This window comes from Burkholderia contaminans, from assembly GCF_029633825.1.
GTDB classification, from domain to species: Bacteria; Pseudomonadota; Gammaproteobacteria; order Burkholderiales; family Burkholderiaceae; genus Burkholderia; species Burkholderia contaminans.
In genome coordinates, this window is record NZ_CP090641.1 from 1,533,114 (window position 1) to 1,548,321 (window position 15,208).

The 15,208-nt window shown below is 68.2% G+C and carries 14 protein-coding genes; 5 read left to right on the forward strand and 9 right to left on the reverse strand.

All coding sequences use genetic code 11. The features are described 5' to 3' along the window. The first annotated feature begins 22 nt into the window (after positions 1-22). A complete protein-coding gene (gene cydB, locus LXE91_RS24545; protein WP_039364378.1) occupies positions 23-1,030 on the forward strand; it encodes a cytochrome d ubiquinol oxidase subunit II in 1,008 nt (335 codons plus the stop codon). Beyond that, complete coding sequence (locus LXE91_RS24550; RefSeq protein WP_039364375.1) at positions 1,002-1,181, forward strand: hypothetical protein; 180 nt, start codon at positions 1,002-1,004, stop codon at positions 1,179-1,181. The genes cydB and LXE91_RS24550 overlap by 29 nt, the downstream gene beginning before the upstream one ends. A gap of 176 nt (positions 1,182-1,357) precedes the next feature. Here LXE91_RS24550 and LXE91_RS24555 read toward each other — a convergent pair whose 3' ends face one another. Further along, the gene (locus LXE91_RS24555; RefSeq protein ID WP_223274445.1) at positions 1,358-1,969 is read right to left on the reverse strand and encodes a hypothetical protein; all 612 of its coding nucleotides are present in this window, start codon (positions 1,967-1,969) and stop codon (positions 1,358-1,360) included. A gap of 167 nt (positions 1,970-2,136) precedes the next feature. Between LXE91_RS24555 and LXE91_RS24560 the strand changes: the two genes are divergently transcribed. Beyond that, positions 2,137-3,042, forward strand: coding sequence for a LysR substrate-binding domain-containing protein (locus tag LXE91_RS24560; protein ID WP_039349691.1), 906 nt, complete (start codon positions 2,137-2,139; stop codon positions 3,040-3,042). Between the two features lie 159 nt (positions 3,043-3,201). On the opposite strand, the gene LXE91_RS24565 is transcribed toward LXE91_RS24560, so the two are convergent. From LXE91_RS24565 to LXE91_RS24590, 6 genes are all read right to left on the reverse strand, one after another. Beyond that, positions 3,202-3,396, reverse strand: coding sequence for a YqaE/Pmp3 family membrane protein (locus LXE91_RS24565; protein WP_006397338.1), 195 nt, complete (start codon positions 3,394-3,396; stop codon positions 3,202-3,204). Between the two features lie 122 nt (positions 3,397-3,518). After that, the gene (locus tag LXE91_RS24570; RefSeq protein ID WP_039349685.1) at positions 3,519-4,052 is read right to left on the reverse strand and encodes a TIGR00725 family protein; all 534 of its coding nucleotides are present in this window, start codon (positions 4,050-4,052) and stop codon (positions 3,519-3,521) included. Beyond that, the gene (locus LXE91_RS24575) at positions 4,045-4,878 is read right to left on the reverse strand and encodes an ABC transporter permease (protein ID WP_039349682.1); all 834 of its coding nucleotides are present in this window, start codon (positions 4,876-4,878) and stop codon (positions 4,045-4,047) included. Before LXE91_RS24575 ends, LXE91_RS24570 begins: the two co-directional genes overlap by 8 nt. 10 nt (positions 4,879-4,888) lie before the next feature. Continuing rightward, positions 4,889-5,977 carry an extracellular solute-binding protein gene (locus tag LXE91_RS24580; protein ID WP_039349679.1) on the reverse strand — a complete coding sequence of 363 codons (1,089 nt, stop codon included), beginning with the start codon at positions 5,975-5,977 and terminating at the stop codon, positions 4,889-4,891. Positions 5,978-6,003: 26 nt separating this feature from the next. Further along, positions 6,004-7,047, reverse strand: coding sequence for an ABC transporter ATP-binding protein (locus tag LXE91_RS24585; RefSeq protein ID WP_039349676.1), 1,044 nt, complete (start codon positions 7,045-7,047; stop codon positions 6,004-6,006). Between the two features lie 7 nt (positions 7,048-7,054). Then, the gene (locus LXE91_RS24590) at positions 7,055-7,906 is read right to left on the reverse strand and encodes an ABC transporter permease (protein ID WP_039349675.1); all 852 of its coding nucleotides are present in this window, start codon (positions 7,904-7,906) and stop codon (positions 7,055-7,057) included. 161 nt (positions 7,907-8,067) lie between these two features. Here LXE91_RS24590 and LXE91_RS24595 point away from each other — a divergent pair, with 161 nt between their 5' ends. Continuing rightward, complete coding sequence (locus LXE91_RS24595; RefSeq protein ID WP_039349673.1) at positions 8,068-8,964, forward strand: LysR substrate-binding domain-containing protein; 897 nt, start codon at positions 8,068-8,070, stop codon at positions 8,962-8,964. 91 nt (positions 8,965-9,055) lie between these two features. On the opposite strand, the gene LXE91_RS24600 is transcribed toward LXE91_RS24595, so the two are convergent. Continuing rightward, complete coding sequence (locus tag LXE91_RS24600; RefSeq protein WP_220497395.1) at positions 9,056-10,729, reverse strand: alkaline phosphatase family protein; 1,674 nt, start codon at positions 10,727-10,729, stop codon at positions 9,056-9,058. Between the two features lie 317 nt (positions 10,730-11,046). On the opposite strand from LXE91_RS24600, the gene LXE91_RS24605 reads away from it, so the two are divergent. Next, positions 11,047-11,271 carry a hypothetical protein gene (locus LXE91_RS24605; RefSeq protein WP_027790361.1) on the forward strand — a complete coding sequence of 75 codons (225 nt, stop codon included), beginning with the start codon at positions 11,047-11,049 and terminating at the stop codon, positions 11,269-11,271. Between the two features lie 63 nt (positions 11,272-11,334). Here the strand turns inward: LXE91_RS24605 and LXE91_RS24610 are convergent, their stop codons facing one another. Next, positions 11,335-15,144 (reverse strand): DUF748 domain-containing protein, encoded by a 3,810-nt coding sequence (locus LXE91_RS24610; protein WP_039349669.1) that lies wholly within the window; start codon positions 15,142-15,144, stop codon positions 11,335-11,337. Positions 15,145-15,208: the final 64 nt, after the last annotated feature.

The window sequence follows — 15,208 nt, forward strand, 5'->3', positions numbered from 1 at the left end:
CTTTCCGCATACGAGAAAACCTATGGACGTCACCGTAATCTGGGCCGCGATCATCGCATTGGGGCTCTTCATGTACGTCGTGCTCGACGGCTTCGACCTCGGCATCGGCATCGTCTTCCCGTTCTTCCCGGACGAGAAGGAACGCGACCTGATGATGAACACGGTCGCGCCCGTGTGGGACGGCAACGAGACGTGGCTCGTGCTCGGCGGCGCCGGGCTGTTCGCGGTGTTCCCGGTCGTCTATTCGACCGTGCTGTCCGCGCTGTACCTGCCGCTGATCTTCATGCTGGTGTGCCTGATCTTCCGCGGCGTGTCGTTCGAGATCCGCGCGAAGGCGCGGCGCACGAAGCAGCTGTGGGATCTCGCGTTCATCGGCGGCTCGGCCGGCGCGACGTTCTTCCAGGGGATCGCGCTCGGCGCGTTCCTGCAGGGCATCAACGTGAAGGACGGCGTGTTCGCGGGCGACGCGTTCGACTGGCTCACGCCGTTCAGCCTGCTGACCGGCCTCGGCCTGATCGTGACCTATGCGCTGCTCGGCTGCTGCTGGCTCGTCGCGAAGACGGAAGGCGACCTGCAACGGCGTCTGCATCGTGTCGTATGGCCGCTGACGGTCGTGTTGCTCGGCTTCATCGCGGTCGTCAGCCTGTGGACGCCGCTGCAGGATCCGGCCATCGCGCAGCGCTGGTTCGATTCGGGGCTGTTCTGGCGCCTGCTGCCGGTGCCGTTCCTGGTCGCCGGCTGCGCGGTGTGGATGCGCCGCGCGGTGCGCGCCCGGCATGACATGACCCCGTTCGTGCTCGCGCTGGCGCTCGTGCTGCTCGGCTACGTCGGCCTGCTCGTCACGCTGTTCCCGTATGCGATTCCCCAGACGATGACGATCTGGGAAGCCGCGGCACCGCGTTCCAGCCAGACCTTCACGCTGGTCGGCGCAGCGGTTATCCTCCCGATCATCATCGCCTACACGACGATGGGTTACTGGGTATTCCGAGGCAAGGTGCGCCATGAAGACCAGCATTACTACCACCACTGATTCCGCCAATGGCCAGCCCGATGCGCCGAAGCCGCGCATGCGCGGCTGGATGTGGTTCGTCGTCCTGTGGGCAGGCGGCGTGATCGGCGCCGTCACGCTCGGCTATGCGTTCAAGATCTTCATGAACCTGACGCTGTTTGCGGTGAAGTAGGCGAAGCGGCTGCCGGGTCGAGCGACGATCCGGCAGCCGTTTTCTCGTCGACGGCTGCAGCGTCGCCCCGATGCAGTGGGCGGCGCGCCGGCATCCGCGCCCATTCTCCGGGCGGCCGCGCGCACGCCGTTCCCCGCCCCTCCCTTGCGCCCCCGGCGCCGGCACCTGCGTGCCGATCACCGCTCGCACGACGTCGTGCACATCGCCTTGTCCATCGCGCCGAAGAAGGTCTGGTAGTAATCGGGCTCGACGATGGTTTTCATCCGCGAGTCGCCGTTGCTGTCCCATACCGTGCGGTCGAATCGCGCACGCACGATCGCGTCGCGCGCCGCCGTCACGCGAACCGTGACGACGGCGGCTATCCGCTCGTGATCCGGCTTCGCAGGCAAGCCGCCGATGCGCGCCTTCAGCGCGCCGCGCAGCAGTTGCCGCCACTTCGGAATCAGCGTATCGCTGCGCCCGCCCTCGATCAGCCCCGAATCGCGATCGACCGTCACCGGCGCATAACCCTGTGCGCGCAGCACGCCGGCCACCGCGTCGAGTACGCGCCCCTGCGTCGCCCCCGCATAGCGGCGGTCGGTCATCATGCGCAGCGTCTGCTGCTCGCTCTCGGACAGGTCGACTTCGGTCTGGCTGGAACTGTAGCGCACCAGCGATCCGCCGCTGCCGATCTGGCGTTCGTTGTCCGGCTTCGACGCACATCCGGCCAGTACCGCGAGCAGCCCGGCACAGGCGAGCGCCAGCGCGCCGCGGCCGTGCACCGGCGGCACCGCTGCCTCGCGACGCATCGCGCGCCGGGCGCGAAGTCGGCGGCGAATTCCGGTTGATCGGCAATCGGGTGGCGCTATGATCGTCATCGCGGTTTTCTCCTGTCGGCGCCATCATAGGGACGCGCCCCGACCGCCACAAACGACATTTTTTGACCCACTGTGTAGCTTTTCTTCGCGATCTCACGATGCGCCGATTGCCGCCCCTGAACGCGCTGCGCAGCTTCGAAGCTGCCGGCCGCCTGCAGAGCCTCACCCTCGCCGCCGACGAGCTGAACGTGACCCAGAGCGCGGTCGCGCAGCAGATCCGCGTGCTCGAATCGTTCTTCGGACAGAAGCTGTTCGAGCGCGACGGACGCTCGTTGCGGCTCACGCCGCGCGCGCGGCATTACCTCGTCGACGTCGCGAGCTGCCTCGGCCGGCTCGCACAGGCGACGGGGCAGATGTTCGAACCCGGCGGCGGCCATCCGGTGCGGATCAACACGTCCGTCTCGTTCGCGCACGGATGGTTGCTGACGCAACTGGCTGCGTTCCAGGCCGAACATCCGGACATCGACGTGCAACTCGTCACGACGCCCGACAACGAGCGCGACCAGTTCGACGAAACCTGCGACATCGTGGTTCGTCGCTACACGCCGGAGTTGCGCCGCAAGGGGTTCGTGTCGCGGCCGCTGCTCGCGACCGTCGCGGTGCCGGTGTGCGCGCCCGGCCACCCGGTGCTCGATCAGGTGCGCACGCCGGCCGACCTGCGCAATGCGCCGCTGCTGCATTACGCGGGATTGCCGCAGGCATGGCAATACTGGTTCCACCAGGCGGGCTCGGTCGTCACCGAGACGCTGCGCGGGCCGTTCTATCGCGAGTTCTTCCTGATGACCAAGGCCGCCGCGAGCGGGCTTGGCGTATGCCTCGCGCCGCGTGCAGTGGTGCGCGACGACATCGAGCAAGGGCGGCTCGTCGCGCTGTTTCCGGAAATCCACCTGGAAGCGCCGCCGTTTCATTGCCTGTATCGCGACGACGACGATCCGTCGCTGCGCACGTTCGTCGACTGGCTGTTCGCGCGGGCGGAGGAACTGGAAGGGGCGCCGCCGGGATAGCCGGCGCGGGGTAGGAGGTGGAAACCGATGAAGCAGCCGAATACGGCTCCGCCGTCACGGCCGGCTACCCATCACAACTTATGTCGATTTCTGCCGAAACAAGAATCCTTGCCGTTACTTCAGGCAGTGCTGAAAGCGCTCGGATTCCCCTTCAGCGACCTATCGCCGCTCGCGCAGCGCCGCCTCGATCTTCCGGTCGGTCTTGTACTGGCTCAGCGCATACACCGACCAGATTGCGGCCGGCAGCCAGCCGATGATCGTGATTTGCAGGATCAGGCAGATGATCCCGGCGATCGGGCGGCCGATCGTGAAGAACTGGAACCACGGCAACAGCAGGGCAAGCAGAAGGCGCATCCGGAATCCTCTCGAGGTGTCATTGAACGTTCATGCACCGCCAATATGGCGAGTTGCCCGCACCATTTCAAGTCCGCCGCAGACGAACACCGGACGCGCAGCCGGCACCTCCTGCCGCCGGCCTACGCCGAATCGGCCAGCCACCGCGCGACCCGCGCAACGAGCGGATCCGCCTCGTCGAAGCATTCGGCGCCCGCCACGCGCGGCGCGTCGCAAATCGCGAACACCGGCTTGCCCCACTGCAACCCGAGCGCGATCTCGGACAGCGTGCCGAGCCCGCCGCCGACCGCGATCAGGCACAGCGACGCACGCGCGACCAGCGCGTTGCGCGTGATGCCGAGCCCGGTCGGCAGCGCGACGCTCAGGTAGGGATTCGCGAGCGTCGCATCGTCTTCCGGCAGCAGCCCGATCGCGCACCCGCCGGCCGCATGCACGCCGCGCGCGGCCGCCTCCATCACGCCCTGCTTGCCGCCGCCGACGATGGCGACACCCGCCGCCGCGAGCGCATGCGCGATCCGCTGCGCGACCCGCATCTGTTCGTCGGTCGCCTCGCGCGGACCGATCACGCCGACCGGCATGCGATGCCGCCGCGTGCCGCGCTGCCGCTGCGCGAGTTGCGCCAGCGCGTCGCACGCCGCGTCCGACCACTCATCCATGACGTCGTTGCCGTACAAGGCCTTCCCCCAATGCAAGAACGCAGGTGCAGATCGCCGTCAGCACGATCGACAGCACCGCCGCCTGCGAGAAATCGGTTTGCCCGTCCGACAGCTTCAGATACATCAGCAGCGGCAGGATGTTGATCTGCGTGCCGGCCAGCGCGAGCGCCGTGCCGTAGGTCCCGAGCGCGATCGCCGTGACGAGGCACCACGCGGACGCGACCGACGGCCATAGTTCGCGCCACGCGACGTCGAGCCACGCACGCCACGGCCGCGCGCCGAGCGTCAGTGCCGCCTCGAGCGGCCGCCGGTCGAGATTCGCGAGCGCCGGGTAGATCATCAGCGCGACCCGCGGGATCAGGTAATACGCATACGCGACCGCCAGCCCCGGCATCGTGTAGATCGCGCCGCCGAGCACGGTCGGGTCGGCGCCCAGCGATGCCGCGAGCGTGGTGACGAAGCCGGCGCGGCCGAACGCGAGGATGAAGCCGTACGCGATCACCAGCCCGGAGAACGCGAGCGGCACGCCGAGCAGCGCGAGCGTCCAGTGGCGGCGGGCGGGCGACTGCCCCGCCAGCGCGAATGCGACCGGCACGCCGATGCCGACCGACAGCGTGCCGGCGGCCACCGCCAGCGCCAGCGAATGTGCGACCGCATCGGCGACGAGCGGGTCGCGCAGCACCGCACCGAACGCACGGCCGCCATCCGTGAACGCCGAGCCGACGAGCGCGGCGAGCGGCAGCGCGAAGCACACCGCCAGCAATACCGCCGCCGGCACCGCGCCGAAGCGGCGCAGCGCACCGCGTTCCGCCAGGGAGGTCTGCATCGTGTGCCCTCTACTGGCCGAGCGTCGCCTGCGACCAGAGCTGGTCGACCTCGGCCTTGCGCGCGGCCGCCTTCGCCACGTCGAGCGGACGCACCTGCGGCGCCTTCGGCAGCTTCGCCGCGACATCCGGCGCGACCGGCGTGCCGGGCACGGCCGGCCGCACGAAGCCCTGCGCGAACAGCGCCTGCCCGACGTCGCTCATCACCAGGTTGAGCCAGAGCTGCGCGGCGGACGGGTTCGGGCCATTCTTCACGAGGCTCATCGCGTACGGCGCCGATACGCTGCCGTCCTGCGGAATCACGACGTCGGCCGCGTCACCCATGCCGTCGACGTACTTCGCCTTCAGGCCGTCGTTCTCGTAGCCGATCAGGATCGGAATCTCGCCCTTCACGAACTTCGCATAAGGCGTCGTGCCTTCGACGCGCAGCACGTTGCCCGCGCGCTTCAGCTTGCCGAAGAATTCCGTACCGGGCTTCGGGTTCTCGACGCTGCCGCCGTTCGCATATGCTGCCGCGAACACGGCGACCTGCCCCTGCCCGGTCGAACGCGGGTCGAGATAGACGACCGCGTTGCGATACTCCGGCTTCAGCAGGTCGGACCAGCGCTGCGGCACGTTCTTCACGAGCTTGCGGTTGACGAGGAACGCGATGTTCAGCGAGTGCACCGCGAACCAGCGGCCGTCCGTCGAGCGAAACACGTCCGGCAGCTTGTCGAAGTTGACCGGCTTGAACGGCGCGACGACATCCTTGCTTTCGGCGTCGAGCGCCGACGCGGCGAAGTAGTACGCGGTATCGGCCTGCGGACGGCGGCGCGACTTGTCGAGCGACACCACGGTCGCGGCCGAGCCGATGTCGTTGTAGGTGATCTCGACCTTCGGATAGCGCTTGCGGAACTCGGCGAACAGCGCCTTCCAGTTGGCCCATTCGGGGCCCGTGTCGAACGACACGACGAGCCCTTCGTCGGCGGCCTTCGCATACAGCGCGTCCTCGCCCGGATACAGCGGCGCGGCGTGCGCGGGCGCGACGGCCAGCGCCGCGAACGCGCAGAGCGCCAGCACGCCGGCGCGTAGGGTTTTCACAAGAGGGTGGCCTGCAGGCATCGAGATTCTCCGTTGAATGAAAGGGGTCATTGCGCCTCCGGCGCGGCCGGCAGCACGAGCAGATGGCGCGGGTCGATCGCGATCCGCCGGGAGGCCGGCACGCGGCCTTCGCACAGCAACGGGTCGGCCGAGCCGGTGGGAATGAAGTCGTAGCGCTGCGTCGCGCCGAAGTAGCGCACGTCGCCCGGCGCGCCGTCGATGCGGTTCACGCCGTGCGCCGGCGGATCGGCCTCCACGTGCTCCGGCCGCACCAGCACCTCGACCTCGGCGCCCGGCCGGTGCCCGCCGGTCTCGACGCGCAGCGTCGCGAACCGCACGTCGACCGTATCGTGCGCGGTCACGCGGCCGCGCAGCAGCGTCGAATGCCCGACGAAGCGCGCGACCTGCGCGGACACGGGCCGCTCGTACAGGTCGCGCGGCGTGCCCACCTGCAGCACCCGCCCGCCGTCGACGATCGCGACGCGGTCGGCCATGCTCAGCGCCTCGTCCTGGTCGTGCGTGACGAGCAGCGTCGTCGCGCCGCACGCACGCTGCAGCGCGCGAATCTCGTCGCGCAGCTGATGGCGGATGCCGGCATCGAGCGCCGCCAGCGGCTCGTCGAGCAGCAGCAGCTTCGGTTCGATCACGAGCGCACGCGCGAGCGCGACACGCTGCTGCTGCCCGCCGGACAGCATCGCGATGCCGCGTTCTGCATGCGCCGCGAGGCCGACCCGCTCGAGCATGTCACGCGCGCGACGCCGCCGAACCTCGGCCGCGACGCCGCGCATTTTCAGCCCGTACGCGACGTTGTCGGCCACCGACAGGTTCGGGAACAGCGCGTAATGCTGGAACACCATGCTGACCTCGCGCCGCCACACCGGCACGCCGGCCATGTCGGCGCCGCCGATCGCGATGCGGCCGCTGCCGCCGTCGAGCAGGCCGGCCGCGAGCCGCAGCAGCGTGGACTTGCCGGAGCCGCTGCGCCCCATCACCGCGAGCAGCTCGCCTTGCGCGGCGGACAGCGTGACGTCGTCGACGCCGTGCCGCGCGCCGGGATACTGGAAACTGACGTGTTCGAACTCGAGACTCATGACGGACTCACTTCATACGTTGCACGGTGCCGACCGATACGAGCGTCGCGAGCACGGCGAGGACGAGCAGCACGACGGTCGCCGCGCACGCCATCCCCGACGCGCCGTAGAACGCCTGCAGCAGCACGATCGGATAGTTGCGGTAGCGAAAGCCCGCGATCAGGTTCGATATCTGGAATTCGCCGATCGACAGCGCGGCCACCATCACGAGCCCCGAAAACAGGCTGTGCCGCAGGTTCGGCAGCACGATCGTGACGAACTGGCGCAGCGGCGTCGCACCGAGCGTCGCCGCACAGGCCTCGAGGCGCGCGAGCCCGAGGTGCCGCAGATCGCTGAGCAGCGTCTGCAGCAGGTACGGCAGCGTCAGCACCGCGTGGGCCGCGATCATCAGCGGCAGCGTGCCGAGCCACGGCAGCGTGTCGCCGCTGAAGATCGCGATATAGCCGAAGCCGAGCGTCAGCGCGGGCACGGCCACCGGCATCAGCATCACGAGGCGGGTCGCCATGCCGCGCCCGGCCTGCGCACGGTGATGCAGCGCATACGCGAGCGGCAGGCCGACCGCGGCGTTCAGCGCACAGCACGCCAGCGCCACCGTCAGGCTCACGCCGAATGCGCGGGTGAAGCTGCGATTTCCGGCGAGATCGGCGAACCAGTGCCAGGTGAAGCCGGTCGGCAGCAGCGTGTTCGTCCACGACTGGCCCACTGAGCCGATCAGCAGCAGCGCGATCGGCAGCAACAGGTAGAGCCCGAACACCGCGACGAGCGCGTGCAGCAAGAGGCGTCCGGCACGCGGACGCACCGGCCTGTTACGCGGAATCGGAACACCATCGGCCAGGGCCGGGGCGGTAGACGCAGGCATGAAAACACTCGCGGACAAGAGACGAAGACACCGCGCAACGTCCGCCGGGCGGGGCTGTCGCGCGTTTTCTGGATGGCCGCAGTGTGCGGAGTCGACATGGCATCGTCATGAAAAAAACGTACAAAGCCCGCATCGATCTGTGCGCCGAAGGAATAGTCGCGATGAAGCACCTGTATCCGAACGTCTCGGAACTGCACGCATTCACCTGTTCTGCGAAGACCCTGAACTTCTCCTACGCGGCCCGCGAACTGAGCCTGACGCCCAGTGCGGTCAGCCGGCAGATCGCGAATCTCGAGGCGCTGTTCGGCGTGAAGCTGTTCGTGCGCGAGGGGCGCAGCCTCGTGCTCACGCGTGCCGGGCAGGTGTACTACGCACGTGTTGCCGGCCCGTTGCGCGAGATCGGCAACGCGTCGATCGAACTGCTGAGCGCGCGCGAGAACGACGACCTGCTGACGATCGCCAGCGTGCCGACGTTCACGACCAAGTGGCTCGTCCCGCGGCTCTCGCGCTTCCTGGCCGTCGCCCCGAGCGTCACGCTGAGCTTTCGCCGCCATCTCGCGCACGGCGACATCTTCCCGTTCGGGCTCGACGCGGCGATCCGCTACGGCGACGGCGCCTGGGAAGGGGTGCGAAGCGATTACCTGGACGGGCGAACCTTCGTGCCGGTCTGTACGCGTGAATTCGGCGAGCGGCACGCATTGCGCACGCCCGCCGACGCCGTCACGGCGCCGCGCCTCGTGCACGAGCAGGCGGAAATCGCGTGGTCTGCGTGGGCGGAACGCCATCGCGCGACGCAGATGAACGCCCTCGCCGGGCCGCGCTTCGAACAGTATTCGGTGCTGATCCAGGCCGCGCAGGCGGGACTCGGGCTCGCGCTCGTGCCGCGTTTCCTGATCGCGGACAATCTCGCGGCCGGCACGCTCGTCGAACCGTTCGATGCACCCGTCGAAGTCGACGCGCAGGGGCACTACCTGTGCTATGCGCCGGAACGCCTCGAGACGAGCGAAGCGTTGCGGCACTTCAGGGAATGGATGCTGGACGAATGCGCGCCGGCGTAAGCCGGCGCGCATTCGTCATACGGCAGGACGCGCTGGGCCGCGCGCCCCGCCGCACCGGACGCCACCGGGCAGCGGCGTCCGGCTGTCGCCGTCAGCGGCGGATGCCGAGCCCCGGCAGCACCTCCGTGCCCTCGGCCACCACCGCATGCAGCAGGCGCGGGTCGGCACCGAGCAGCCCGAGGATCGTCGGCGCGACCTGCTTCGTGCCGACCGTATCGGTCACCGTGCGTGCGCGATGCAGGCCCGGATACGACACGAGCAGGCCGAGGTGGCTGTCGTCCGGCGCGTTGCCGCCGTGCTCCTCGTCCTTCTTCGTGCTCGACGTGTAGATCACGCCCGGATTCGGCTGGACGACGATGTCCGGCGTGCGGCCGTTGGCCGGATCGCCGAAGCGCTCGGCGAGCGCCGCGCCGTACAGCACGTACGCCTGCGGGCCGTCCGCGCAGATCCCCGGCGCGTTGCAGCCGAGGTTCGCCTTCAGCGTCTGCACCACGGCCGTGCGCTGGTTGCGGTCGCGCAGCCAGATCAGGCCGACGTCGTCGGTCTGCACGAAACCGGTGCCGACCAGGCCCGAGCCGTCGTTCAAGTTGCCCGTCGTCGTGTTGTTCTGGCCGAAGTTGCCGTTCGGGTCGATGTAGTTGTTCGCTTCGAGCAGCTTCGTCAGCGTGTCGCCGTTCTTCACGAGCTTCGTGTGATCGGTCGGCGACTGGCCGTGCTTCGCCGTGACGATCACGGCCGTCGACGAATACAAGTTCGCCTGCTTCAGCGCCGCGACGACATGGCCGATCGAGTTGTCGACGTACGTGATCGCGTTCGCGACCTGCCCGTTCGGCGTGAAGTTCGCATCGAGATAGCCGCCGCCCTTCGCGACCGGCGCCTTCTGCGCGACGCTGAGCGTCTGGAAGTTGCCGCCGAACAGCGTCGGCACCGGCACGCTCTTCGTGCCCGTCGAGTCACGGCCGTTGATCTGGTTGATCAGCGCCTGCACGTGCAGGTTGTCGAACTGCGCGGTATGCGAATAGACGTCCGTGTAGTTCGTCTTGGTCACCGGGTCGATCGAGTTGATCTCGGTGCGCATCAGGTCGTCGACACCGGTGCCCGACGGCCCGTTCAGCCAGTCGTAGCCCCACGCGTGCTTGTCGGCCCACGCGGTGGTCGCGTTCGGGATGCCGGCCTTCACGGCCTCGAACACCGTGTTGGTCTTCACGAAGTTGTGCGGATAGACCGGCACGCACTTGCCGTTGACCTTCGCGTTCGGGATCGCCTGCGGGTTGAACGCGCCGCCGCCGTCGAGGTGGACGAGCGCGCCGCCGTTCTCGGCGTCGATGCCGGTCGTCTCGTCGAACACGACGTTCCAGCCCTGCTTGCCCGAGCAGCTCGTATCGCCCGGCGCGTACAGGTTGCGGTCGTACGACACGTCGTAGAACAGGCCGGCCGTCTTCGGCGAGCCGCCCGTCACGAGCGCGGCGAGGCCCGGGAACGAATCCGACAGGCCCGGCGTATAGGCATTCGTGTACGTCACGCCGCTCTTCGCGAGCACCGCGATGTTCGGGCACGTGTTCGCGCCGATGCAGCGCGCGAGATCCTGCTCGTGCAGGCCGTCGACGCTGATCAGCAGCACGTGTTTCACGACGCGGCTCGCGTGGTCGCGGCCCTCGCCGCGACTGTCGTCGTCCTGCTGCGCGGCGTGCGCACCCGCACCGGCGAGCGCCAGCGCGCCCGCCACCACCGCCACCACCTTCCGCTGCTTACCAAGGAAAGACATGATCACCCCACCTCTTCGATTGACGTTGAACTGCGTGACTTGCCATCAGGCGCGCAAGAATATGGGCGCGTCGTGGGTCGCTCGCATGAAGCGGGGCTTTCTGTTTTCTATCAAACGTAACCAATCGCAAGTGACACGAATCGGCCGCAAAGCAATGTGGCCTGGCGCACATTGCGAAAGGCGCGCCCACCTGCCGGCACTACGCCGGTGCATCGGTCAATCCGTCCGAGGCGTCATCGGTCGTACGATTTTTTTTCCGGCTTGGCGCGCGACTATTGGCGTGTGATAAAGGGTTTTCCCTGACCCGGAGCACGAGTATGTCGACCCTGGAAGCCCTCCGGTTCGTGCTGGACGATGCACGCACCCCCGAGATCATTCGCCACCACGTCGTCGACGCGTTGCAGTACGCGTTGCGCAACTACGGACAGGTGTTCACCGCGAAGGAAGTCGAATGGCTGGCGCAGTGGGACGACGCGCGTCTGCCGCTGGCTGCAAAGAAGGAATTAGGCAAGCGCGAGGAACCGGCGATCGCCGCGCGCTGAGCGCTGAAGGAAACGCGCCGCCGCGCCCGAACGGATAAACGGGCGCGGCGGCGGATCGCCTGCTTACTGCAGGCCGAAGTCGACGCGAGTGGTCGCGCCCTTGTCCTCGATGCCCTTCGCATCGAGCTTCGGCGCGACGATGAACATGCGGCTCGAATCGATCTTCCCGTCGAGATACTGGCGCACCGCCTGCGCGCGCTGCTGCGCGAGCGCACGCAGCGCGTTGTCGTCGGCCGGCGCGTGCTCGGCGAGCGCCTTCTTCATGTCGGCGTCGGGCAGCGTCTTCTGCAGGCCGATCACGTTGCGCGGCTTCTTGAAGTCGGCGGCCTTGTACGCGCGCGTCAGGTACTTGCTGTACTCGGCCGGCTCGACCTTCACCGACATCGGGTCGATGCTCTCGCCCTGCCCGATTACGTCCTTCAGCTTCTGCTGGCGCACGAGCCGCTCGACGTATGCGTCGCCGAGCCCCGACGTGTCCTTCGCCGGGTCGACGCGGCCGATCAGGTCGAGGCGGATAGACGGCTTCTCGGTCAGCATCTTCACGACGGTGTCGAGCTTCTTCTGCTGCGCGTCGTCGAGCTGGTACGAGCCCGGCGCGAATTCGACGTAGCCGAGATCCTCGCCGCCGCCGCCGAACGCATGCGCGAGCAGCGAGAAGGGCGACGTGACGGCCTTCGCGATCAGGTTCAGCACCGCGCGCCAGATCAGCCCGCCGACGCTGAACTCCGGATTCGACAGCGAGCCGGACACCGGCAGGTTCACGTCGATCTGGCCGCGCGTGTTCTTCAGCAGCGAGATCGCGAGCTTCACCGGCAGCCTGGTCGCCGTATCGTTCTCCACATGGTCGCCGAACGTGAGCTGGTCGATGAAGATGTGGTTGTTTGCCTTCAGCTGGTCGTTCGCCAGTTCGTAATGCAGGTCGACGTTGAGCTTGCCCTTCGTGATCGGGTAGCCCGCGTACTTCGCCGAGTACGGCGTCAGGTTGGTCAGCTCGATGTCGTGCGCGGTCGCGGTGAGGTCGAGCGCCGGCTTCTCGATCAGCGGGTTCACCGAACCCTTGATCGAAATCGGCCCGTTGCCCGCGAGGTTCGCGGCGACGTCGACCGGCGCGGACGTCGTCGAATCCGTGCCGAACGCGCCGACCGTGCCCTTGATCGCAATGAGGTTCGCCGTGTAGTTCGGCTTGATGAAGTTGTCGGTATACGTCACGCGGCCGTTCTGCAGCAGCAACTCGCCGAAATGCATGCGCACCGGGTTCTGCGGCGGCGTCGCGGCCTTCACGACCACCGTCGCCGAGGCGGCGGCCGGCGCGGACGCCTGCTGCGCGGCCGCGGCCGACGCGGCCCGGGCGGCAGCCGGCGGCGTCACGCCCGGCGACAGCGGCACCGGCTCGCCCTTGCTCGCGTCACGCGTGAGCGACTGCGCGGGGCCCGTTTCCTTCGCGACCACGTCCTTCAGGTTCAAGCGTCCCTGCGCGTCGAGCAGCACGCGGCCGTAGAAGTTCGAGAACGTCACGCGCGCGGCATCGACGTCGGTGCCCTTCTCGTCGTAGTTCGCCTTCAGGTTCGTCAGCGCGAGCGAGCGCCAGCCCGCGAACGGGTCGGAGGTCGCCTTGTCGAGCATCCGCACGTCGACCAGCGCGACATCGCCGCGATAGGTCGCGCGCGGCGCGTCCTTCACCTGCGCGAACGTCAGGTTGCCCTGCGCGTTGAGCAGCGCACTGGCGATCGTCGCGTTCAGCGCGCTGCCGAAGTACGGCTCGAACGCGGCCGCGTCGAGGCGGTTGCCGTTGATCTTCAGGCCGAGCTTCAGCGGCTGCGCGGTCACGTCGCCCGTCACGTTCAGCGAACCCTTGCGGTTCAGCGTCGCCTTCAGCTGCACGGGCAGCGGCCTGGTCATGTCGTCGCTGATCTTCTGCACCGACAGGTCCAGCGGCTTGATCGCCAGCTTCACCGGGCGCGGCGTCGACAGGTCGGTGAAGTTCGCGGACGCATCCTTCACGTTCAGCGCGTCGATCCGGTAATGCCACGACGGCGCGGCGGCCTCGGCCTTGCGCGCGACCGTCCGCTTCGGCACCGACGCCTGGGCAGGTTCGGCCAGCGCCGCGAGGTCGATCTTGCCGTCCTTCAGGCGCTGCACGTCGAGCGCAAGCCCGCTTGCGTCGACGCTCGCGATCTCCGCGATGCGCGTGGCGACGTCGACCTTCGCGATCTTCGCGCTCGCGTCGGGCAGCACGATCGCGGGCGCCTTCGCGTCGGGCGTCGCGATCTTCAGCGACTTCAGGCTGACCGTGCTGTCGGCAACCTGTGCGGCGAGCGGCGTCTTGCCCCAGTCGGCCTTCGCGTTGACGGTCGCACCGAGCGTGCCGTCGAGCACGCGCGCACGCGTCGCCTCGCCGAGGTACGGCTGCAGCGCCGGCAGCGCGAGCGCGGCGACCGTCAGCTTGCTCTCGACCTGCTTCTCCGCGAGATTGAACGAGCCTTCGGCCTTCACGTCGCCGCCGCGCGACAGCGACGTCGACAGCGTATATTTCGCGGGCGTCTTGCCCTGCATCGTGAAGCCGTCGAGCGTCGCGGCGAGCTTCGTGAGCGACAGCGCGGTCGGCGTCGCCGGCACGCGGTCGTCGACGTTGACCGTGCCGCCGTCGATCGCGAAATGGCGGATCGTCAGGTCGAGCGGGGGCGCCTCCTTCGCGCCGGCGCCGGCTGCGGCCTTGGCGCCGCTGGCGGCGGCTTCGGCAGCGGCGGAAGCGGCCGCCGTGCCCGACGCCGCCGGCTTGCCTTCGGCGGCCTTCGATGCGGCTGCCGGCTGCGCGGCGAGCTTCTCGACGTTCAGCACGCCCTGCTTGTCGCGCGACAGGTCGACGACCGGCTGGTCGATCCGGATCTCGTCAAAGTGCATCGCGTTGCGCAGCGGCTCGAGGCTGGCCGCCGCGACGTGCACGCCGCGTGCGGCGAACAGCGGCGCGGACGCATGGTCCGTCACCTTCGCGTCCTTCAGGTCCACGGTGCCCGACACGCGCAGCGCGGGTGTCTCGCCGCTCATCACGAAATTGACCGAGAGGTCGCTGCTCAAGAGGCCGCTCGTCACGGCCACCGGCAGCTTCGCCGGCACGTACGAGATCAGCTTCGGCACGTCGAGGCCGTCGAATTTCAGCGCGATCTCCGATTCGCGCGACTGCGCGAACGGCTTGGTCTTGCCGTCGATCGCGATCGGGCTGCCGTCGAAACGCGCGCGCAGCTTCGGCTCGACGAAGATGTCGGTCTTCGAGGCCAGCGTCGCGATGTAGGGAATGCCGAGCGTCCAGTTGTCGACGACGTGCTTTTCGTTCAGCAGACGGTCGTCGAAATCGATCCGGCCGTTGTTGACCTGGATGTTCGACACCGAGAACTGCGTCGGCTTGCTCTCGGGTTTCGGCGACGGCGTCGAGAACTTCTCGATCAGGTCGGTGAAGTTGAAGCGCTGCGCGTCGTAGCGGACGATATGAAAGCGCGGCGAGTCGAGGCGAACCTCATTGACGATCGGCGCGCCGCGGAACAGCGACGACCACGACGGCCGCACGACGAGCTTCGCGATGTCGACGAAGTCGCCCTGGTCGCCTTTGTCGCCGAGATGGATGCCGTCGGCTTCGAGGTTCAGCGTGTACGGGTTCAGCGCGATGCGCTGGATCGTGGCGGGCCGGTCGAGCTGCTTGCTCAACTGCTGTTCGGCGATATGGCGGATCAGCGGCGGCGCCGCGAAGAACCCAAGCAGTCCGAACAAAACGATGAAGATCAGCAGGCCGATGCCGATGCGCCGGGCCCGGCGCGAGCGTGCAACGCCACCGAGGGCATGGAGGGTGGAGGGTACGGTTTCTTTGTCTGCGCTTGCCATGCTTGAATGCCTCGGGATGGAATGCCGGGCCGCGCCGGAGAACCGGGCGGCCGTGCACGCTATC

Coding starts and splice junctions, on each gene's coding strand:
- LXE91_RS24595 (WP_039349673.1), top strand. CDS start 8,068: ATGAAGCACCTGTATCCGAACGTCTCGGAACTGCACGCATTCACCTGT.
- LXE91_RS24590 (WP_039349675.1), bottom strand. CDS start 7,906: ATGCCTGCGTCTACCGCCCCGGCCCTGGCCGATGGTGTTCCGATTCCG.
- LXE91_RS24605 (WP_027790361.1), top strand. CDS start 11,047: ATGTCGACCCTGGAAGCCCTCCGGTTCGTGCTGGACGATGCACGCACC.
- LXE91_RS24565 (WP_006397338.1), bottom strand. CDS start 3,396: ATGCGCCTTCTGCTTGCCCTGCTGTTGCCGTGGTTCCAGTTCTTCACG.
- LXE91_RS24580 (WP_039349679.1), bottom strand. CDS start 5,977: ATGCCTGCAGGCCACCCTCTTGTGAAAACCCTACGCGCCGGCGTGCTG.
- LXE91_RS24575 (WP_039349682.1), bottom strand. CDS start 4,878: ATGCAGACCTCCCTGGCGGAACGCGGTGCGCTGCGCCGCTTCGGCGCG.
- LXE91_RS24600 (WP_220497395.1), bottom strand. CDS start 10,729: ATGTCTTTCCTTGGTAAGCAGCGGAAGGTGGTGGCGGTGGTGGCGGGC.
- LXE91_RS24610 (WP_039349669.1), bottom strand. CDS start 15,144: ATGGCAAGCGCAGACAAAGAAACCGTACCCTCCACCCTCCATGCCCTC.
- LXE91_RS24570 (WP_039349685.1), bottom strand. CDS start 4,052: ATGGATGAGTGGTCGGACGCGGCGTGCGACGCGCTGGCGCAACTCGCG.
- LXE91_RS24560 (WP_039349691.1), top strand. CDS start 2,137: ATGCGCCGATTGCCGCCCCTGAACGCGCTGCGCAGCTTCGAAGCTGCC.
- LXE91_RS24555 (WP_223274445.1), bottom strand. CDS start 1,969: ATGCGTCGCGAGGCAGCGGTGCCGCCGGTGCACGGCCGCGGCGCGCTG.
- cydB (WP_039364378.1), top strand. CDS start 23: ATGGACGTCACCGTAATCTGGGCCGCGATCATCGCATTGGGGCTCTTC.
- LXE91_RS24585 (WP_039349676.1), bottom strand. CDS start 7,047: ATGAGTCTCGAGTTCGAACACGTCAGTTTCCAGTATCCCGGCGCGCGG.
- LXE91_RS24550 (WP_039364375.1), top strand. CDS start 1,002: ATGAAGACCAGCATTACTACCACCACTGATTCCGCCAATGGCCAGCCC.